The organism is Mangrovimonas xylaniphaga, from assembly GCF_001280435.1.
In the GTDB taxonomy this organism is placed as follows: domain Bacteria; phylum Bacteroidota; class Bacteroidia; order Flavobacteriales; family Flavobacteriaceae; genus Mangrovimonas_A; species Mangrovimonas_A xylaniphaga.
On record NZ_LBIP01000013.1, the window covers coordinates 1,308,612 to 1,329,718 of the forward strand.

At 38.9% G+C, this 21,107-nt stretch carries 21 protein-coding genes; 9 read left to right on the forward strand and 12 right to left on the reverse strand.

All coding sequences use genetic code 11. The features are described from left to right. Window positions 1–7: 7 nt before the first annotated feature. From ZA06_RS05770 to ZA06_RS05780, 3 genes are all read right to left on the reverse strand, one after another. Window positions 8–2,134, reverse strand: coding sequence for a hypothetical protein (locus ZA06_RS05770; protein ID WP_053976424.1), 2,127 nt, complete (start codon window positions 2,132–2,134; stop codon window positions 8–10). An 11-nt stretch (window positions 2,135–2,145) separates the two neighbouring features. Next, a complete protein-coding gene (locus ZA06_RS05775) occupies window positions 2,146–2,688 on the reverse strand; it encodes an RNA polymerase sigma factor (protein ID WP_053976425.1) in 543 nt (180 codons plus the stop codon). Between the two features lie 98 nt (window positions 2,689–2,786). Next, window positions 2,787–3,557 carry a molecular chaperone DjiA gene (locus ZA06_RS05780; protein ID WP_053977080.1) on the reverse strand — a complete coding sequence of 257 codons (771 nt, stop codon included), beginning with the start codon at window positions 3,555–3,557 and terminating at the stop codon, window positions 2,787–2,789. 121 nt (window positions 3,558–3,678) lie between these two features. Here ZA06_RS05780 and ZA06_RS05785 point away from each other — a divergent pair, with 121 nt between their 5' ends. The 5 genes from ZA06_RS05785 (at window position 3,679) to ZA06_RS05805 (ending at window position 7,145) form a co-directional block, all read left to right on the forward strand. Then, the gene (locus ZA06_RS05785; protein WP_053976426.1) at window positions 3,679–4,086 is read left to right on the forward strand and encodes a hypothetical protein; all 408 of its coding nucleotides are present in this window, start codon (window positions 3,679–3,681) and stop codon (window positions 4,084–4,086) included. Between the two features lie 86 nt (window positions 4,087–4,172). Continuing rightward, window positions 4,173–4,583, forward strand: a complete 411-nt coding sequence (locus ZA06_RS05790) for a BrxA/BrxB family bacilliredoxin (RefSeq protein WP_053977081.1) — start codon at window positions 4,173–4,175, stop codon at window positions 4,581–4,583. A gap of 91 nt (window positions 4,584–4,674) precedes the next feature. Continuing rightward, window positions 4,675–5,409, forward strand: coding sequence for a lysophospholipid acyltransferase family protein (locus ZA06_RS05795; protein WP_053976427.1), 735 nt, complete (start codon window positions 4,675–4,677; stop codon window positions 5,407–5,409). Between the two features lie 25 nt (window positions 5,410–5,434). Further along, the gene (locus ZA06_RS05800) at window positions 5,435–6,424 is read left to right on the forward strand and encodes an acyl-ACP desaturase (protein ID WP_053976428.1); all 990 of its coding nucleotides are present in this window, start codon (window positions 5,435–5,437) and stop codon (window positions 6,422–6,424) included. 67 nt (window positions 6,425–6,491) lie between these two features. Further along, complete coding sequence (locus ZA06_RS05805; RefSeq protein ID WP_053976429.1) at window positions 6,492–7,145, forward strand: HD domain-containing protein; 654 nt, start codon at window positions 6,492–6,494, stop codon at window positions 7,143–7,145. Window positions 7,146–7,147: 2 nt separating this feature from the next. Here ZA06_RS05805 and ZA06_RS05810 read toward each other — a convergent pair whose 3' ends face one another. Next, window positions 7,148–8,020, reverse strand: a complete 873-nt coding sequence (locus ZA06_RS05810) for an AraC family transcriptional regulator (protein WP_053976430.1) — start codon at window positions 8,018–8,020, stop codon at window positions 7,148–7,150. 207 nt (window positions 8,021–8,227) lie between these two features. Here ZA06_RS05810 and ZA06_RS05815 point away from each other — a divergent pair, with 207 nt between their 5' ends. Next, window positions 8,228–8,836 carry a hypothetical protein gene (locus tag ZA06_RS05815; RefSeq protein ID WP_053976431.1) on the forward strand — a complete coding sequence of 203 codons (609 nt, stop codon included), beginning with the start codon at window positions 8,228–8,230 and terminating at the stop codon, window positions 8,834–8,836. Between the two features lie 80 nt (window positions 8,837–8,916). On the opposite strand, the gene ZA06_RS05820 is transcribed toward ZA06_RS05815, so the two are convergent. The 8 genes from ZA06_RS05820 to ZA06_RS05855 form a co-directional block, all read right to left on the reverse strand. Then, window positions 8,917–9,990, reverse strand: coding sequence for a PA0069 family radical SAM protein (locus ZA06_RS05820; protein WP_053976432.1), 1,074 nt, complete (start codon window positions 9,988–9,990; stop codon window positions 8,917–8,919). A gap of 125 nt (window positions 9,991–10,115) precedes the next feature. Then, entirely contained in the window at window positions 10,116–10,898 is a 783-nt protein-coding gene (locus ZA06_RS05825) for an enoyl-CoA hydratase/isomerase family protein (protein ID WP_053976433.1), read from the reverse strand. A 54-nt stretch (window positions 10,899–10,952) separates the two neighbouring features. Further along, window positions 10,953–12,407, reverse strand: coding sequence for a sensor histidine kinase (locus ZA06_RS05830; RefSeq protein WP_053976434.1), 1,455 nt, complete (start codon window positions 12,405–12,407; stop codon window positions 10,953–10,955). A gap of 54 nt (window positions 12,408–12,461) precedes the next feature. After that, window positions 12,462–13,010 carry a CopD family protein gene (locus tag ZA06_RS05835; RefSeq protein WP_053976435.1) on the reverse strand — a complete coding sequence of 183 codons (549 nt, stop codon included), beginning with the start codon at window positions 13,008–13,010 and terminating at the stop codon, window positions 12,462–12,464. A gap of 9 nt (window positions 13,011–13,019) precedes the next feature. Continuing rightward, window positions 13,020–14,369: an MATE family efflux transporter gene (locus ZA06_RS05840; protein ID WP_053976436.1), complete on the reverse strand. Its 1,350-nt coding sequence runs from the start codon at window positions 14,367–14,369 to the stop codon at window positions 13,020–13,022. Then, a complete protein-coding gene (gene hemH / locus ZA06_RS05845) occupies window positions 14,369–15,403 on the reverse strand; it encodes a ferrochelatase (RefSeq protein ID WP_053976437.1) in 1,035 nt (344 codons plus the stop codon). Before hemH ends, ZA06_RS05840 begins: the two co-directional genes overlap by 1 nt. A gap of 29 nt (window positions 15,404–15,432) precedes the next feature. Further along, a complete protein-coding gene (locus ZA06_RS05850) occupies window positions 15,433–16,029 on the reverse strand; it encodes a hypothetical protein (RefSeq protein WP_053976438.1) in 597 nt (198 codons plus the stop codon). Window positions 16,030–16,031: 2 nt separating this feature from the next. Continuing rightward, window positions 16,032–16,952 (reverse strand): helix-turn-helix transcriptional regulator, encoded by a 921-nt coding sequence (locus tag ZA06_RS05855; RefSeq protein WP_053976439.1) that lies wholly within the window; start codon window positions 16,950–16,952, stop codon window positions 16,032–16,034. 191 nt (window positions 16,953–17,143) lie between these two features. On the opposite strand from ZA06_RS05855, the gene hemA reads away from it, so the two are divergent. From hemA to hemE, 3 genes are read left to right on the forward strand one after another with little or no spacing between them, the layout of a single operon-like run. Further along, the gene (hemA, locus tag ZA06_RS05860; RefSeq protein ID WP_053976440.1) at window positions 17,144–18,406 is read left to right on the forward strand and encodes a glutamyl-tRNA reductase; all 1,263 of its coding nucleotides are present in this window, start codon (window positions 17,144–17,146) and stop codon (window positions 18,404–18,406) included. Continuing rightward, window positions 18,399–19,976 (forward strand): hydroxymethylbilane synthase, encoded by a 1,578-nt coding sequence (gene hemC, locus ZA06_RS05865; RefSeq protein WP_053976441.1) that lies wholly within the window; start codon window positions 18,399–18,401, stop codon window positions 19,974–19,976. The genes hemA and hemC overlap by 8 nt, the downstream gene beginning before the upstream one ends. A 58-nt stretch (window positions 19,977–20,034) precedes the next feature. Next, entirely contained in the window at window positions 20,035–21,060 is a 1,026-nt protein-coding gene (gene hemE, locus ZA06_RS05870; RefSeq protein ID WP_053976442.1) for a uroporphyrinogen decarboxylase, read from the forward strand. The last annotated feature ends 47 nt before the right edge of the window (window positions 21,061–21,107 follow it).

The window sequence follows — 21,107 nt, forward strand, 5'->3', positions numbered from 1 at the left end:
AATACGATTAAAATGCCATAGAAATATCCTCAAAATAGGCTTTAAGTTCCGCAATACTCACCTCTTTAAAGTCCAATATAATGTTGTTCATTTCAGAGGTATTGGTTTCTATCGCATCAAAATAGAGTTTCCCTCCGTCTCGTTTAATCGCCACAATAGTAATATCCTCGTTTTTGGACACGGTACCAAAGTCAATTTCCTCATTAACTTTCCAACCTGGCAACACCGAATTATAATCCCTAAAAACCATATTGACATTGGTGCCTTCAGAATTTTTGATCTTAAGTTTAAATTTGACTTTTGCACCTCGACTCTTTACAAACCTATCGCAATTGATCCAACCCAAATTAGCAGTCCTCAACACATAATAACTCACATCTTTAGAAGTCACTTTATCATCTGTACTATCGTCAACTCTCTTTTCAAACGCTTCGGCACTTACCTTATCCCCGCCAATATACCCAATGGCTTTGGGCACTAATTCCATTTCTACAGTTTGTGATGGCACCTCCGAACTATCCAAAGGAATCCTAATAACATGCCCTCCACGCGTAATGGAATCATCCTCAAGAATCTTAAATCGGCTTCCCTGCATTTCAAACAATGGTTTTCTCAACATAACTTTTCTGGTACTTGCCCAACCAAACTCACGAATCAATTTCTCCTCTTCATATCTTCGCCATTCTTTCACAAAAGCAGAATCCACCACAAAATCCTTGTCCTTCATGATCTCCCTAATCTTCTCGGTAACCCCTCTTACTTTTGTATAAATGGTATCCGCAGGAAACAAACCTCTACTTAACATCTCGGTAGTCACCAATGCTGTGTCCCTAACCCCAAATCCTTCAACCTTTTCATTATCCACACTGAATAATATTGGAAACGAATAGGGTACCGCAACCGCTTTTCCTCTCTGCTTGCCTGGGATCATTTTAGGCAAAAGCCCAATTACCCTATTGGCTTCTTCCTCCAATGCTGGATTGGATGTCCTAGATTGAACAAACTGCACCTCCCCATGCTTGCTAATTTTAAATATGCTCATGATTCGTTGTCTCCCGGTAATACCAATACCAGCAGCAATATCAGTGTTAAAATACCTTTGAACATGTTTATTTATTGCCGCATTAAAACATTCCCGACGCAACTGCTCGTCACCCTTATTTTCACAACCAGGAAATATGGGCACCTGTTCTATTACCGCAAATGGCACTTCAATATCAACTTCCTCCTCTTCTTCAACAGATACTATTTCCTCTATTACAGGCTGAGCTTCCCAATTGACATAATCACCTTGCACTTTCCCGGAAAACAACTGCATGCCGTCCTTTTGACCCTTTTTAGGAAACCCTATTTCAATGGCAACTCCATTTTTTAACTCTAGAGCTTTGCCATTTTGAGAAGCTTCCAGATGTAACATCCCTCCTGTTTCTAACTGCTCATCATGACTTCGAGTGGTTAAATTTGCCAACAACATATCTGCAAGCTCATAATATTCAGATACTTTTAAATTGACATTTCCACTGACTTTACGTCCTGAATTTTTATAAACAAATGAATTGGCTTTGATCCGCAACCTTGTGCCTTCCCTGCAAACTATCACCGTATCTTTGGCCGTATTCACGACTATGATTTCAGCCTCTTTCAAAATTGGCTTAAACGTCTGCTTTGAAGTTTTAGTGAATGTCTGAACCTGCACAGAATCTTTCACCAAACCTACATTGGAAGCTTTTTCCACTTGGATGGAATCCAAAGCAATTACAACTTTCTCTTTAGGATATTCTTCCTCAGTAATTGGATCAATGATGGACTTTGTTGTATCAGACTCGGGAGTTTCTTCTCCCTCACCAGACTTTGATAATACTACAAACAAGACTGCAGAAACAATTGCTACAAATACCGAAACCGTAACCACCTTAAACCATTTACCCAGCTTATAGGCTTGGTACCCCTTAGCCATTTCGGCCTTTAAAGCCACACGATCCATGCCACCCAGCATCACCAAATGCTCTTGGTACAAACTATTAAAATCTCCATCGTATTGCAATCGCTCTTCAAAGCTAGACACCGCTTCACCAGACAGCAAACCGTTTACATATTGGTCGATTAATTCTATGTTATTTATATAGTTTTCCATGAGGTTTTGAATTAGGATTGAACAGATTGAAAGGTGTTTTGAAAAATGTCTTTGGCCTTGGCCAAGCATTTATACTTTTGGTTTTTCGCAATTTTTTCAGACTTAAACTGCATCACTTTGGCAATGTCCCTAAAGGACATTTTTTTGTGATAAAACATAAGCAACAATTGCTGACATCGTTCTCCTAATTCAGAAAAAGCACGCTCTGCAAAGCGGTACTTTTTTTCCTCCTGAACTTGATTGGAAATATCTTCTAAATTCTCATTAAGATCACTTTTAGAAAGTTTGTTGAGATTATTTTGGGTATCACTCCAAATATACCGTGACACGGCATATAGATAGGTGTAAATTGAAGAAGTAAGTTGAAAATTGGGCTTTTGAAGATTGCGGTACAGCACAATCAAAGCCTCTTGGAACACGTCCTTGGCATCTTGTTTTTTCCCACCTTTAGAAAGTATCATTCTTTCAATTTTTGGGTACAGCTTATACAGTTGCCTGAACGCTTTTTCTCGATGACCAGATTTGAAAAGTGCCACTATTTTTTGATCGCTCATAAATTGTCTTTATTACTTTATGGTCATTTTCAAAAAAGGCCTCCTATAGTTTTAAAATTATTTTTTTTATTGAACAATATCTATCGCACCGACTTACATTAAAACCCCTTCTCCTTTTGAAGTTGTTCATAGGCTTCCTGCACCTGTCGGAACTTTTCTTCTGCCCCCTTTCGATGCTCTTCCCCCAGGTGAATCACTCTATCCGGGTGGTACTTTTTGGCCATTTTACGATACGCAGCCTTAATCTCTTCTACTGAAGCCGACTGCTCAATCTCCAAGATTTTATAGGCATTATCGGTGCTATTATAGAACATAGCCTTGATGCTTTCAAAGTCTCGGGCACTAATACCCAAATACCCCGAAATGGTATAAATTTGCGTGACTTCAGCTTCGGTAACATGCCCATCGGCCTTGGCGATTCCGAAGAGAAAATGCAACAACTGCAAACGTGATGGATGGTCCATCATTCTATAAATCTGCCCGCAGACCTGTCGTGTAGAAATATTCTGTTTGCTAATGCCTTTAAAAAGTTTGAAAGCATGATTGGCACGCTCTTTTCCATACATATTGGCAAACTGTTGGCGCACAAAATCCAATTCTCGTTGGTCTTGTTTGCCATCAGCCTTGATGACTACGGAAGCCAACACCAGCAAACTCACTTCAAAATCCCCCGATTGCGTTTGTGGTCTCGTATGTGTTTCTGTTGAATATTGAGGCCTTTTTCGTCCCTTGCCTTCCCCCAATAAGGTATCTCTATTTTCATTAACCGCAGCATCCACCATACTGCCAAGTGCCAAACCAATAATAGCTCCTATTGGGCCACCAATAGACCACCCTAAGGAAGCCCCAATCCATTTTGAAAAACTCATCTGTTTCGTTTTGAATTCCAAAGATACTATTTTGCAATTTTTCATTGATGTATTTTACTTTGGAATACGCAACCTTTAGACATTTTCATCATCTATAAATCACAGCACACAACTACGCTTTATGAAAACCAAACTTTTAATTGCATTCTTATTCTTCAGCAGTTTATACTCCTGTTGCAATTCTGACGATGATCATACCAACACCAATACTTTAGAAGGCTCTTGGAACCTAGTGAGAGTTACAGGTGGCTTTGCCGGTGTTGATGACGAATTTGAACCAGGCCTCATTGTTTGGGATTTCAATACATCCAGCACCACCATAACTGTTACCAACAACAATACAGGGAACACTATTTATGACGGCCTACCCACCGGTACATACAGTTATAACCTAAGCACCACTGAAGAAGGAGAATATATTACTGTTGAAAACATGCTGAATGGACAGCTCAACATCTCTGGTAACCAAATGACTCTAGATGACAATGTTGCCGCCGATGGCTTTCTCCTCACCTTTAACAAAGATTAACACGAACATATATTAGCCAAGCCTTTTTTGCCCTATTTTTGATTAACTTTGCATTGAATGAATTTTTAACAAAAAAACTTAAACATATGTATCCAGCAGAATTAGTAAAACCAATGCGCGAAGATTTAACCAAAGTTGGTTTTGAAGAACTACACACCGTAGAAGCTGTAGACGCTGCAATAGCAAAAGAAGGAACCACCCTTGTGGTAGTTAATTCTGTATGCGGATGTGCCGCAGCCAATGCAAGACCTGGAGCAAGACAAAGTTTGCAAAATGCAAAACGCCCAGACCACTTGGTAACTGTTTTTGCAGGTGTAGATAAAGAAGCAACGGACAAAGCCCGTTCATATATGATTCCTTTTCCTCCAAGCTCCCCTTCTATGGCGCTATTTAAAAATGGAGAATTGGTACACATGCTAGAGCGTCACCACATTGAAGGACGTCCGGCCGAAATGATTGCCGAAAACCTTGTGGACGCCTACAACGAGTTTTGCTAAACAACTTTTTCCAAATATTGCAAACCACGCTTTTTGCGTGGTTTTTTTATGTGTAATTTTGGACCTTAATTTAAAACCTATTAGCTACTAAATGAAAATCCTAGCATACCCTCTAACGGTTCTTTACTTTATTGCCTTTGGATTGACACTCTTGATATTCCACCCCATCCTATGGATCAGTCACCGTGTTTTTGGTTACCACACCCTTGAAAAAACCGTCAACATCCTTCAATTTTGTTTGTTACGCTGTTTGAACATTCTTGGCACCCGCTTTACCTATAACAACCCTCACAATATCGATACTGATGCTCCCGTTATCATTGTGGCCAACCATCAGAGCATGTATGATATTTCGCCAATAATGTGGTTTATGAGAAAGCATCACCCTAAGTTTATCAGTAAGATTGAATTGGGAAAAGGCATTCCTAGTGTCTCTTACAATTTACGACACGGAGGTTCGGCTTTGATTGATCGTAAAAACCCTAGACAGTCCATTAAAGCCATTAGTGACTTTTCAAAATTCATCAACGAAACTAACTATGCTGCGGTTATTTTCCCTGAAGGGACACGCAGTAAAAATGGGCATCCAAAGCCATTTCAAAGACGTGGATTACAAACTTTGATCAAAAATATTCCTACAGCTACAGTAGTGCCGCTAACCATAAATAACTCTTGGAAGACTTTACGTTACGGTAAATTCCCTATGGGATTGGGAGCAAATATTACCTTGACGGTGCATAAGCCTCTTAAAATCGCTACCTTTGCAAATACCGATGAGCTGATTGATAGCGTAGAACACACAATTACCTCACACGTTCAACCTTAACACCAAACAATTAACACATATTATTATGTCTTTAAAAAATGTACGATTGGAAGTCATGAAGTTTTTGGAAAAAGACGTTGATTCCTTGATAGATAAGTACCTTCTCCCTATAGAAACCATCTGGCAACCAACAGACTTTTTGCCAGATTCGGAATCCGACACCTTTTTCTCAGAAGTAGAAGAAATCCGTGAATTATCCAAAGAACTTCCTTATGATTTTTGGGTAGTTTTAGTAGGTGACATGATTACTGAAGAAGCCTTACCAACTTACGAATCTTGGTTAATGGACGTAGAAGGAGTAGACCAAGTGGGGCGTAATGGCTGGGGAAAATGGGTGCGCCATTGGACGGCCGAAGAGAACCGCCACGGAGATGTGCTTAACAAATACCTTTACCTTTCTGGCCGTGTAAACATGAAAGAAATTGAAAAAACCACACAATACTTAATTGCCGATGGTTTTGATATTGGAACCGATAGAGATCCTTACAAGAACTTCTTGTATACCAGTTTCCAGGAATTGGCAACTTATATTTCGCATAACCGCGTAGCGAAGATTGCCAAAGACAAAGGCAACAAGCAATTGGCCAAAATGTGTAAAATCATTTCTGGAGACGAAATGCGTCACCACCACGCTTACTGTGATTTTGTGGATCGCATTTTTAAGGTAGATCCCAGCCAAATGATGATGGCCTTCCAATACATGATGAAGAAAAAAATCACCATGCCAGCACATTTCCTAAGAGAATCTGGAGATAAAATTTCTACGGCTTTTGAAGAATTTTCCAATACAGCACAACGTATTGGGGTTTACACCTCTACAGATTATGTAGAAATACTAGAAAAGCTTATAAAACGTTGGGAAATTGACAAGATTACCAATCTTAATGATGAAGCAGAAAAAGCAAGAGATTATTTAATGAAGCTACCTGCAAGGTTAACACGTTTATCAGAGCGTATGAGAGTTCCAGAAAACTCATACCAATTTAAATGGGTTGAGCCAGCAGCATTGAAATAATAAACCAATCTAACTCCATATAAATTCCTTTTAGTTTTTCTAGAAGGAATTTTTAGTTTTACAGCATATGAATACAGAACAGATTATTGCCAACACCAAAACCTTTGTCCAAGAACAACTTTCCAAAGCCGAAGGCGGACACGATTGGTTTCATATTTTAAGAGTTTACAACAATGCCGTGCATATAGGCAAAAACGAAACTGTCGATTTGTTTACAGTACAACTAGGTGCTTTACTGCACGATATTGCAGACAGCAAGTTTCACCACGGTGATGAAACTTTAGGACCAAAAGTTGCCAGAGAATTTCTGCTCAATCAAGATGTTGAATCGGATGTTATTGAACATGTAGCAAATATCATTTCCAACATTTCCTTTAAAGGTGGCAATGAAGCACAGGCCTTCAAATCCCCCGAACTGGATGTTGTACAAGATGCCGACAGACTAGATGCAATTGGCGCCATTGGGATCGCCCGATGCTTTAATTATGGAGGTTTCAAAAACCGTAAGCTGTTCGATCCTGAAATTCAGCCGAACCTCAACATGAGTAAGAAAGAGTACAAAGCTTCCACAGCGCCTTCCATCAATCATTTTTATGAAAAGCTATTACTGCTAAAAGATCGCATGAACACCCAAACAGGCAGGCAAATTGCGGAGCAACGCCATGCTTTTATGGAAACATACCTAGAGCAATTCTATGCGGAATGGGATGGTGAAAAGTAAGTCTAATATTGAATAACGTGCTTGATTTCGGCACGGTATTTTGAAGCACTTTTACCAGTTATCTCCTTAAAGGTCTTATTGAAATGTGAGAAGTTGTTGAAACCACTTTCAAAACAGATATCGGCAATACTCAACTGACTTTCGTTCAATAATTTTGTTGCGTGCACCACTCGGTATTCATTTACCAATCTGGTAAAGGTCTTTCCCGTGGCCTTTTTTAAATACCTACAGAAGGCAGGTACCGTCATACTCACCCGATCTGCGATATCCTCCAAGGGAATAGGCGCCATAAAGTGGTTATTGATATATTTAAAAATAATATTGAGCTTGTCACTGTCTTTAGGCTCCGTTTCAAAAGCAAACCCATCTACGTTTAATAAGGTATAGTCTTTAGACAGACCCAAATCATTTAAGATCTCCAAAAGCTTCATTATTCTATTGAAACCTTCATATTCAATCAAGCTTTCAATTTTCGGCCCCACAATCTTTTTAGTATCCGGTTTAAACAGAATGCCACTTTTGGCACGTTCCAACAATTGATTGATAGCAGCCATTTCTGGTTTCTGAAAAAACAAATCTCCCAAAAAATCGGGCATAAAATGAATAATAGTTTCAGAACCCTTACTGGTTAAACGATCGGTAAAGCCATAATGAGGCAGATTGGACCCCAACAAAATCAACTGACTATTGTTAAAATAGGATAGGTGATTGCCAATATGGCGTTTTCCTCTCCCTTGATTTACATATACCAATTCAATTTCTGGATGAAAATGCCACTTCCCATTATTATTGGTCGCGGCTTCAGTATGTTGGCTAACAAGTATAGAGTTACCAAAACTAGGGCTTACCTTCTCATATGTAGGCTTAATTTTCATTGGAACAGCAATTTAAATACAAAATTAATATTAATGGAAACCTAACGTATATGCCATTTTAACTATTATCTATGCTAAATTAACTTAATAATTTCTTAACACACGCATTAATGTTAATTAAACATATAAATTGGAAAAAATTGATGTTTTTCTCCCCTGAAATTGCGCCTACTTTTGGAATATCAAATAACTTAAAAAATATGTGTCATGAAAAGAGCAATTAAAAACAGTATCCTTATGGTAGCATTAATTGCAGCCATGAGCGGTTATGCGAACACAAACATTTCTTCCTTAGAAATGAAGGCGGCAAAAAAAACAATGTTGACTTTGGAAGACGTAAAACAGGGACAAAAATTAATGATCAGAGATTTAAGCGGATTGGTACTTTATAAAGAAACCATTACAAGCTCTGGAACTTATACCAACTTGTTCGACCTTACAGAACTTCCAAACGGAAATTATTTCTTTGAAATAGACAAGGACGTAGCCATTGAGATCATTCCATTTAAAGTACAATCCCACGAAGTGGAATTCAACAAACAAAAAGAGACCAAATTCTACAAGCCTATTTTTAGAGTAGAAGGCAACAAAATCATGTTCTCTAAATTAGATTTGGAATTAACTCCTGTTGAAGTAGACATTTACTATGAAGATTCTTACGACCACGATGACGAGTTTGAATCTATCCACTCTGAAACCATTAAAAACGAAAAAGTGGTAGAGCGTATTTACAAATTGGATAAAAGCAGAAAAGGGGATTATAGAATTGTTGTGACTACTGAAGGTAGAGAATTTACACACTCCATGAAAATATAACCCATTTTACAAGTTTGATTATTAGATAATGTTAGAATGTTAGTTAGTAAGGGAGCAGCTTTAGGGCTGCTCTTTTCGTTTTAAAACAATTTTAATTGCCCATCCTTATATTGCTCGTGAAGATCATGATTTAAACCAGGCATTTTTTTACCCTTGAAGTATTTATTTCGAGCCAGCTTAATCAAGTCATTTATTGGTTCCGCAATTTTCCCTTCACCTCTCATTCGCGTACCATATCTACTATCATTAAGAGAACCACCATGACAATCTTCAATTTGATGCAATACTTTATCAGCCCTATCTGGCAAAGTTTTCTTAATCCAATCAGTAAAAATTTCCCCAATAGCACCGTTTAATCGTACAATGGTATGCCCAATAGACAAAGCTCCCGCATCTGCCGCCGCTTTGGCCAAAGGGAGTATTTCGTGACTATTAATGGATGGAATAATTGGAGCGATCATCACATTAACAGGAATACCATGCTCACTCAGTACTTTTACTGTCTCCAACCGCTTCTTAATAGTGGTCGTTCTTGGTTCCAAAATACGTCTAGTTTCTTCCGAAAGGGAAGTAATGGAAATATTTACTGCTACCAGATTATCTTTGGCCAATTCCTGCAATACATCCAGATCCCGTAGTATCAAAGCATTTTTAGTAATAATGCCCACTGGATGCTTATATTTTAAGAAAATCTCCAGACACCTCCTTGTAATTTGAAATTGCTGTTCAGCAGGCTGATAACAATCTGTATTGCCAGACAACACAATGGTATGGGCCTTCCAACTTTTCTTTTTTATGAAGGCTTCCAATAATTTAGGCGCTTCCATTTTCACCAAAATCTGTCGCTCAAAATCCAACCCTGCACTATAGCCCCAATACTCGTGACTGTTGCGTGCATAACAATAAATACATCCATGCTCGCAGCCTTGGTACATATTCATGGAATAGCCCATGCCTACATCTGGGCTATCCACCTTGTTGACAATGGTTTTAGGGAACACCTCCAAATATCTTGTTTTATTTGGATCAACGGCCTCTCCCTCCTGTGCACAATACTCCAAAAAATCATCACGAAGTTCATGGCTTAGCTCAAAAAAGCGATTGGACACATTTACTTGCGCCCCTCTTCCTTTGATGATAGCCTTTGAATCCATGAGTAATCATTTACCTAGTTATAAAAACGAGTGTTTTAAATTTACGAAGATTGCCTCTCTGAAACTGTTAAATAAAAAATGGGTTTTCAACAAACCCATTTTCTATAACTTATTTTATATCTATTTTATTTTCCAGGAAACTCGGCCTTACGTTTTTCTAAAAACGCCGTAGTACCTTCGTTGAAATCCTCCGTACCGAAAGCCTCACCAAATTTTTGAATTTCCTGCTCAAAACCATTCACACCATCTTCATAATTGGCATTAACGGCAGCAATGGCAGCACTAATAGCCACAGAAGAATTCTTTATAATTTTTGCTGCAAGACTTTCAGCTAAATCCATCAATTCTTCCTGAGCCGTTACATGATTCACCAATCCATATGATAAGGCAGTTTGCGCATCAATCATTCCCGCAGTCATGATCATTTCCATAGCACGTCCTTTCCCTACCAATTGTGGCAATCTTTGCGTTCCACCATATCCTGGAATTACTCCCAAAGACACCTCTGGCAATCCCATTTTAGCATTGCTACTGGCAATTCTAAAGTGTGCCGCCATGGCCAACTCCAATCCGCCACCAAGTGCAAAACCATTCACTGCGGCAATAACCGGAGTTGATAAATTTGCCACAAAATCGAACAATAATTCATGTCCTTTTGCTGCCAATTCCTTTCCCTGAGCTACGCTAAAATCAGCAAATTCGCTAATATCGGCTCCAGCTACAAAGGCTTTTTCTCCTGAGCCCGTAACGATAATAACCTTAACTCCATTGTCTTCATCTGCATCCTTAAAAGCATCGTGTAGTTCTTGTATGGTAGCTTTGTTTAAAGCATTCAACTTATTTGGTCGGTTTATGGTAATAGTGGCAATGCCATTATTTACTTCAGAAATAATATTATCGTAATTCATCGTAAAGAAGATTAAAAGGCCTAACATTAAAAAAACTCAACAGGCCTAGAGAGGTTATACTTTAGGGAAAATCACCTTAAAAACGGTCCCTTTTCCTTTTTCAGAGGTAAAGGTAATACTTCCATAATAAGTTTCCACAATATTTTTTACCATGGCAAGCCCAAGTCCCATACCACTTGATTTTGTAGTAAACTTAGGTTCGAAGATTTTTTGCTTGTTTGCCTCAGTGATACCCTGACCATTGTCGGCCACTGTAATAATCACATTCGAATGATCGTCTAAAACAGCTACTACAATCTTCTTTTCTTCCTGTTCATCCGGGATGGCCTGAATCCCATTTTTCACCAAATTGGTAATTACCCTGATGAGTTGGGTCCTATCAAACTTAGCCATGATTTCTTCTTTTTCGGAAGTAAATATGATATAGTCCTCACTAAAGATATCCAAACCAAGTTTCACGATTTTCACCACATTAAGTGTTTCCTTTTCCTGCGCCGGCATTTTGGCAAAGTTTGAAAATGCAGAAGCAATGGAACTCATGGTATCGATTTGCTGAATCAAGGTTTTGGAATATTCATTCACCTTTTTATAGATATCAGGATCCTGCGGGTCGAACTTTCTTTGGAAATTCTGAACGGTCAAACGCATAGGTGTTAACGGGTTTTTAATCTCATGCGCCACCTGTTTCGCCATTTCCCTCCAAGCCTGCTCACGCTCGCTAGTAGCCAACTTTACAGCACTTTCCTCCAATTGGTCAATCATTGTATTATAAGAGTGGACCAAGGTCACAATCTCTTCACTCGAAGACTCTATGTCAATTTTCTTATTGCGCTTTTCAAGTCGGGTTTCGTTAATCTTGTCACTAATGGTTTTGAGTGATTTCGTGATGTATTTTGACAACAAATAAGCCAAGGCCACCGCAATCAACATCATGAAAATATAGGCATAAGCCAAACGCTCCAGAAAGTCGTACAGCTCTTTATCCATAAACTTGTCGTCTTCCATATATGGCAAATTCAGGATACCCAAAGGCTTAAACTTTTGGTCCGTTATATAGGTATAGGAAGACTGAATGATCTTCCCATTTTCCACGTATTTTGTCACATGCCGGTGTTCTGCTGTATTGGCCAATGTGTTTAAAATTTCAGCATTGATACATTTGGCAATAGTATCGTTGGAAATACTCTGACGGGAACTTTTAAGCAAACCTCCTTCCAAATCATACAAGTTTACCTGCAGCTTGTGAATAGCGGCAATTTCATAAATCTTGTCCTTAAAAATTTTGGGAATATTTTCGGTTGTAACGGGATAGGTAGTTTCCTTGATGGTGAAATCAATACTACTTTTAATGTTTTCCTCCTTTTTATCCAAGCGATCCCTATGGTAGTCCAACGCCTCTTCGTTGTATTGATACACGGTAACTGCCACAATAAGAATGGAAGCAATCAACACCAATAAAATCATGGCCAAGAAAATGCGGACGCGAAGTGAAAGCTTTTTTAATTTCATTTGAAATTTTCTAGTGCGATAAATATAGCAATAATCACACCAAAACAGATTTGTTTACGCGTTTGGATTTTTAGCCCTGATGTTCTTGTAGATTTTGTAGCCCAACATAATCAAGATGCCTAACACCACTATACCAACAACTCCAAAAATCCAATTCATGGCATTTTTCAGGATTACCAAAAATACCACCGCAAACAAAATAAAGGTCGCTCCTTCATTCCATAAACGCATGTAGCTGGATGTTTTTTTCACCTCATCACGTTGCAACTGTTTGAAATATTGATGTGTTTTTAAGTGATAGATAATCAATAATACCACGAAAGCCAATTTCACGTGCATCCAACCCTGCTGCAACCAACTTGGCATTAAAACAATCAACCAAATTGCGAATACCGTTGCCAAAATAGCCGAAGGCCAAGTAATGATATTCCAAAGTCGTTTGGCCATAAGCTTCAATTGTTCTCCCAAAATTTCCTTATCTGGCGAGGGTTTATGAAAAGCCTCTATTTGATACACAAACAATCTCGGGATATAGAACAACCCTGCAAACCAAGTAATCACGAAAATAAGGTGCAGCGCCTTGATATAATTGTAGTATTCCATAACAGCTATTTAAGTTTCACTAATGAGTGTTTTTTTGACTTCTATATGTAAAAAATAAGCGGTCACAATGGTTGCCAAAACATCCGAAATTGGAAAGGACATCCATACCCCAAGTTCGCCAAAAAATTTAGGCAAGATCAAAATAAGGGGAATAAAAAAGAAGCCTTGCCTCGTCAATGTCAATAGCAAGGCTGGTGTTGCTTTACCAATGGCCTGAAAATATGCAGCTCCAATCAACTGAATGGCAATAATTGGTGTGGCGGCAAATACCCAGCGCATATCACTTGGCGTTTCTTTGAGTACCTCAGCATCATCTGTAAACAATCTTGTAATCGCCTCAGGGAACACCATTAATGCAATAAATATAATCGTCGCCAACAGAATGGCATATTTAATGGCGGTATTGATTGTTTCTCTAACCCTATCAAATTGGGATGCTCCATAATTAAAACCTGCAATGGGCAGAAACCCTTGGGTAATTCCAAAAACAGGAAACAAAGCAAACATGAGCATCCTCCCAACAATGGCATAAGCTGTGACGGAAACTTCCCCTCCCAGGTTATATAGAATATTGTTCATGAACAGATAGGTGATACTTACTACAGCTTGTCTAGCCAAAGTCACGAAGCCCAAAGACCCTATTTCGGATACAATTTTTGAATTCAAGCCAAAATGGGACAACCCTATCTTTAGCTCGGAATTTTTGGACATAAAAAACCAAATAATGAATACAAAACAAAGCATGTAAGAGCCCGTGGTAGCCCAAGCGGCACCTTCCATGCCCAAATCCATTAGGTTGATAAAAATATAGTCGAAAATCAAATTCCCAACCGAAGGGATCATCATGGCATACATAGCGAATTTTGGCTTTCCTTCCGCCCTAATCACCGTATTTCCCATCATGCACAAGGCCAAAAACGGCACTCCATACAATACGATGATATAGTACACTTTCGCCGGATCAAAAATGGCTCCTTTCCCTCCAAAAGCAGGAATAATACCATCCACAAATGTCAGCCCTAAGGTAACGAGCGTAACAGTAAATAATAAGGTAAGCGTAATTTGATTTCCGAATGTTTTCAGTGCCTTTTCATGATCGTTGGCACCAAGAGCTCGAGAAATAATGGAGGAACCACCTACACCAATACTCATTCCCAGAGCCGCAATGAAAAAGGATACCGGCAATACCACGTTAATGGCGGCAATGGCCGTTGGCCCAATCCAATTCCCAACAAAAATGGTATCTACAAGAATGTTCAAGGACATTACCAAAATACCAATAGACGCAGGAACCGCCTGTTTAATTAACAATTTCCCAATAGGCTGCGAACCTAATTCTTGGGCAGAAATTTTCGCCATTACGCCTTAACCGTTTCTGCTGTTAGCCATTCATTCATCCATTTAGACAACAAGTCAATCCACTCTTTGTCATCATTCAAACAAGGCACGGTTGTAAAATGCTCACCTCCCATCTCTTCAAAAATCTCCTTTCCTTCCATGGCGATTTCTTCCAAAGTCTCCAAGCAATCACTCACAAAGGCAGGTGTTACAATGGCCATACTTTTTAATCCTTTTTTACCTAATGCCTCAATAGTTCTATCAGTATAAGGCAATAACCACGGATCAAAACCTAATCTTGATTGAAACGAAGTAGAATAGGTTCCTTCTGCCAGCTGCAATTTTTCAGCAACCAATCGCGTCACTTCCAAACATTGGTGTCTATAGCAAAATTCATGCGCTTTGGAAGGTGTAGCACAACAGCTTCCATCAATTTTACAATGAGATTTGGTAACATCTCTTTTTCTAATATGGCGCTCAGGAACCCCGTGGTATGAAAACAATAAATGCTCAAATGGTTTTCCTTCCAAATGTCTTGCAACACTATTGGAAAGCACCTCAATATAATCGGGACGGTTATAGAACGCCTTTAAATCGGAGAATTTCAAATTCGGGAAGTGCTCTTTTCTTATCTCTTCAGCCAATACCAAAATGGTTTCTGTAGTTGCCATGGCAAATTGCGGATATAATGGCACAATAAACACTTCTTCCACTCCTTGATCCACCAATTCCTGCAAGCCTTTTTTAATGGTCATGCTTCCGTAACGCATCGCTAAAGCTACTGGAGCATCTACTTGCTTTTGAATTCCTGCCTTTACGCGTTCAGAAATCACAATTAACGGCGAACCTTCTTCCCACCAGATTTTTCCATATGCCTCGGCAGAAGCTTTAGGACGAGTATTTAAAATAATGCCCTTTACCAACAAGTTTCTTGCCCAAAGCGGAACGTCGATCACGCGTTCATCCATTAAAAATTCACCAAGATATTTTTTCACATCTTTTGGGTCTGGACTGTCTGGCGACCCTAAATTAACAAGTAAAATTCCCTTTTTCATAAATCCTATAAAGCCGTTATTAACCTATTTTAGTTTTGTTTTGTCAATTCATTTCTTACTTCCGCAGGAATGATCCCATTCACAACCGTTGCCATATTTGGATCGTTGGCCAAAAATTTCCAACCACCAAACTCAACATTGTTAACCGCGTAAATATTACTTTCCACATGAATTATCAGGGAAGCAGTTTCCACATCTTCCTTCACATTGCCCTCTCCAAACTGCTCTTCTATCGTAGGCGTCATAAAATCCATGAAGGTCTGTTTCTCTTCCAAGGTCTTATCTGCTACGGAAAGAAATGTCATTCTCATATCGTTGGAATAATCAATAAGGCTGTATTGACTATCCCCAAGCGTTATAATTTTGGAAATATTGGTGATTTCCGTACTCAAAAACTCGATTTTCATCTGTTCATTCTGCAGCATCTGATCCATTCCCGCTTTCATCTGCTCTTTGGAAATGGTTTCAAATACTTTAGGATGCATGTAACCAATCACCCCATCGGAATTATTGGCTTCCACATAGTCAAAGTACTTCAGCAACTCAACTTTTACACCTTCTGTATCCGATTGCGCCTGAGCAACGCTACTTATAAATAAAATGGCTATCCGCAATAAGTGTTTCATGTTCATAATATTGATTGTATGTATTTTTTGGGGGTTGTTCCGTATTTCTTTTTAAAGGCAGATATGAAATGACTCGCCGTACTGTACCCCACCCTTAGACCAACTTCATTGACATTGTGGTTACCAGACTCCAATAGCTTTCTAGCGACTTCCATTTTATAATCAAACAGAAAACTATAGACAGAATCTCCGTAAATCTCTTTAAAGCCTTCCTTTAATTTCTTTAAACTCAACTGAATTTCCTCTGAAAGTTCCTGTAAGGTTGGCGGTTCGGTCATTCGGGAAATGATGATATCCTTAGCCTTTCTAATTTTGATGACATTGGATTCGTCTACCAAAAACGGGCATTGCTCCACATTGGCATCTTCACTTCGGTTAAAATACAAGCTCAAAAGCTCGTAAGCCTTTCCTTTGAAGTAGAGATTTTTAATGGAATTATTAAGATTGAAATTAATCAACTGGGTAAGCACAATGGCCATTGACGGTGTAATCTTCCCGTCATCATAGTACTTCTTATCCTTATTGTCTTCACTCAGAAACGTGATATAATCCGCCTCCTGCGAAAACAATCCGTGAAATTTTTTAATAGAAATAATCACCGAAACCAACCAAGATTGTGGTTGACAATCCATATGAAGAGGCAAATCCTGTTGTGGATTATAAAGAAGCAATGAATTTTCATCTTCGATATTCAGAGCATAACGACCATTATTGAAAATAAACTTACAAATGCCCTTTAAACAAAAGTGAAATTGAATAAAACTACTATCAATTTCCCTTTCAAGAGTCACCACTTTATCGGTTTCGTTTTGGTAGGTCAGCACATAAAAATCCTTTTCTATCTCTACTTCATTAAAAGAATCTATGGCCGTATTTAAAGAACCTATGGCGATATTTTTTTCTGTGTCAAAACTCGAATCCATCTCAAAACTATTTAGACCTGTTCTAAACAAACTTCGTCAAACACGTTGTTTCAACTGCAAAAGTATGATATTATTTACATTAATTCGAAAAACAAGCCAAAAAAACCACCAGCGATACTTATTGTTCCTTTAGCGTTATTTTTTTAATTTGCATAAATATATTTTTGTTGCCGAATTTCCAACGTTATTTAATGGAATACAACACTAAGTCGAAAACAACATATTTTTACGCCATTGGCTTAAGCTACAAAAAAGCCGATGCAGATATAAGAGGCCACTTTAGCTTGGATAATGATGGTAAGCAATTGCTATATACCCAAGCCAAGGCAAATGGCATTGACAGCCTTATTGTAACCTCTACCTGTAACCGTACTGAACTTTACGGTTTTGCCGAGCATCCTTACCAGCTTATCAAGTTACTTTGCGAGAACACCAAAGGAACCGTTGAAGAGTTTCAGGAAGTTGCCTATATCTATAAAAACAAAGAAGCTATTGCCCACATGTTTAAGGTAGGTTCTGGTTTGGACAGTCAAATTCTTGGTGACTTTGAAATTATAAGTCAATTAAAGTCTAGCGCCAAGGATTCTAAAAAAGCAGGTTTATTGAATTCCTACTTGGAGCGTTTGATCAATGCCGTAATCCAAGCCAGCAAACGCATCAAAACAGAAACCGACATTTCCTCAGGAGCGGCTTCGGTGTCTTTTGCTTCGGTGCATTACATCTTGAACAATATTGAAGATATTTCCAACCGAAATATTCTACTCTTCGGAACTGGAAAAATAGGACGTAACACTTGTGAAAATTTAGTGAAGCACACTAAAAATGAGCACATCACCCTTATCAACAGAACCAAAACCAAGGCACAGGAAATTGCAGGAAAGTTCAACTTGTTGGTAAAGGACTATGCCAATTTACAGGAAGAAATCAATGCATCTGACGTGATGATTGTAGCCACTGGTGCTCAAAATCCAACAGTCGACAAATTTTTGATTCAAACCAAAAAACCGTTGTTGATTTTGGATTTGTCCATTCCAAGAAACGTGAACCACAACGTCACCGAATTGGACAATGTCACTTTAATTCACCTGGACGATCTTTCTCAGATTACGGATGAAACTTTAGAAAAGAGAAAGGCGCACATCCCAATAGCAGAGGCCATTCTTGAAGAAGTAAAAGCGGAATTCAATACTTGGTTGGAAACCCGAAAATTTGCTCCTACCATCAAGGCCCTAAAACTAAAACTGACCGATTTTAAAAATGCAGAATTGGACACGCAACGTAAAAAGCTGTCTAATTTCAATGAAGAGCAGGCCGAATTGATCAGTAACAATATCATTCAAAAGATTACCAATCACTTTGCGCATCATTTAAGAGAGGATGGCATTTCTACTGATGAAAGCCTGGAATTAATTAAGAAGGTGTTTCAATTAGAAGAATCCACAAAACATGTCTAAAATTATTCGCATTGGTACCCGCGATAGCCAATTGGCGCTATGGCAAGCCAAAACTGTACAACGCCAACTGGAACACTTGGGCCACAAAACTGTCCTTGTTCCTGTAAAATCAACTGGAGATTTAGTCTTAGACAAACCTCTCTATGAATTGGGAATTACTGGAGTTTTCACCAAAACATTGGACATTGCCATGCTCAATGGTGATATCGATATTGCAGTACATTCCTTAAAAGATGTCCCTACAGCTTTACCTAATGGGATTGTTCAAGCCGCGGTTTTAAAGCGTGGCAACAACAAGGACATGTTGGTTTTTAAACATAACGAAGAATTCCTTTCGCATAGAGAAGGTATTATTGCCACCGGAAGTTTACGTCGAAGAGCACAATGGCTCAACCGCTACCCAACACACACTGTAGTTGGGTTACGAGGCAATGTAAATTTACGCCTTCAAAAACTGGAAGACAACGAAGATTGGAACGGTGCCATTTTTGCGGCGGCAGGTTTAGGCCGTTTGCAAATTCGCCCTGAAAACGCCCTCAATTTAGATTGGATGATTCCTGCCCCTGCTCAAGGAGCTGTGATGGTAACTGCTTTGGAAAAAGATGAGGACATTCTGGAAATCTGCCGTGAGATCAACCACGAAGAAACAGAAATCTGCACCTCTATAGAACGTAATTTCTTGAGAGTTTTAGAAGGAGGTTGCTCTGCCCCAATTGGTGCCTTGGCAACTATCAAAAATGAAGAAATCAGTTTTACTGGAGTTTTATTAAGTCCTGACGGAACCAAAAAAATTGAAGTTTCCCGTTCCGTAAAATTAGGAAGACATCAAGATTTAGCGCAGCAATGTGCCGAAAATGTTATTGAACGTGGTGGCAAACGCTTGATGGATGGCATTAAACATTCAGGGAAGCAAACCAATATCTATTCCACCAAATCCCTAACCGAAGATCAACAGTTTCTGTTAAACGACAGTTTGGTTGTAAAGAGCAACGATGCCATCAAAACCAACCCCAACAGAATTCCGCTAAGCAAACTCAAAACACCATTTAAAAATGTGGTAATTACGAGTCAAAATGCCGTAGATGCCATTCTTACCAATTGCCCTTCGGAAGACTTAAATTTTAAAAATATTTATTGTGTAGGTCGCCGCACCAAACGCCTTATCGAACAAAAAATAGGCCCTGTGACTCACGCTGCCAAAAATGCAAAAACCTTGGCCGAATATTTAGTTGATTATATTGACGGTACAGAGGTTACTTATTTCTGCAGCAATTTGAGATTGGACGATTTGCCTACCATTTTAAAGGACAACCACATCAAGGTAGAGGAAATTGAAGCCTACCAAACCCGTTACGATTCGGAAAAAGTGGAGGACAATATTGAAGGTATTATGTTTTACAGTCCTTCAACAGTCGAAAGTTTTATCCTACAAAATAAACCCAACGGCATTGCTTTCTGTATAGGAGAAACCACTGCCAAGGAAGCCCAAAAATATTTCAAGGATGTTCGTATTGCTAAAGTTCCAACAGTGGAAAGTGTGATAGAACTGGTAAACGAACATTACGCCTAATCTTTAGGTTTGAATTAAAAAGTTGAATTAAATAGAGTCGCTTTTCAGCGGAATAAACATGATAAAAAACGATTTATTTTTAAGAGCCCTAAAAGGAGAAACTGTTGAACGCCCACCAGTGTGGATGATGCGTCAAGCAGGTCGCTATTTACCAGAATTTATGGCAATTCGCGAAAAATACGATTTCTTTACACGTTGCCGTACTCCTGAATTGGCAAGTGAAATTACCGTTCAACCTATTCGTCGCTATGGTATGGATGCCGCCATCTTGTTTTCTGACATCTTGGTGATTCCACAAGCTATGAACATCGAGGTACAAATGAAACCAAATTTTGGTCCATACTTACCTAACCCTGTTCGAAGCCAAAAAGATGTGGACAATGTAGTTGTGCCAGATGTAACGGTAGAATTGGATTATGTTTACCAAGCTATAAAAGCCACCAAAGAATTGTTGAATGACGAAATTCCTCTTATTGGATTTGCTGGCTCTCCTTGGACCATTTTGTGCTATTGCGTACAAGGCCAAGGCAGCAAAACCTTTGACAAAGCCAAGGAATTTTGTTTTACCAATCCTATTGCAGCCCACCAATTATTGCAAAAAATCACCGATACCACTATTGCTTACCTAAAGGAAAAAGTTAAAGCTGGTGTTAACGCAGTTCAGGTGTTTGATTCTTGGGGAGGTATGTTATCTCCAACCGATTACCATGAATTTTCATGGCAGTATATCAATCAAATTATTGAAGCCTTGAAAGATGATGCCCCAGTAATTGCTTTCGGAAAAGGTTGTTGGTTTGCCCTTAATGAAATGGCACAATCCAATGCCTCTGCCCTTGGAGTTGATTGGACCTGTTCTCCTAAAAATGCGCGTTATTTAACTGGTGGACAAATCACCCTTCAAGGTAATTTTGATCCAGCAAGACTATTATCGCCTCCAGACGTCATCAAAAAGATGGTTCACCAAATGATTGATGAATTTGGAAAAGATAAATACATTGTCAACCTAGGACACGGTATTTTGCCAAATATTCCATTAGATAATGCCAAGGCATTTATTGATGCTGTAAAGGAATACAAAGCATAGATCTTTAAAAACCTTGCCAATTCAATTGGCACAGGAACCAACTTATA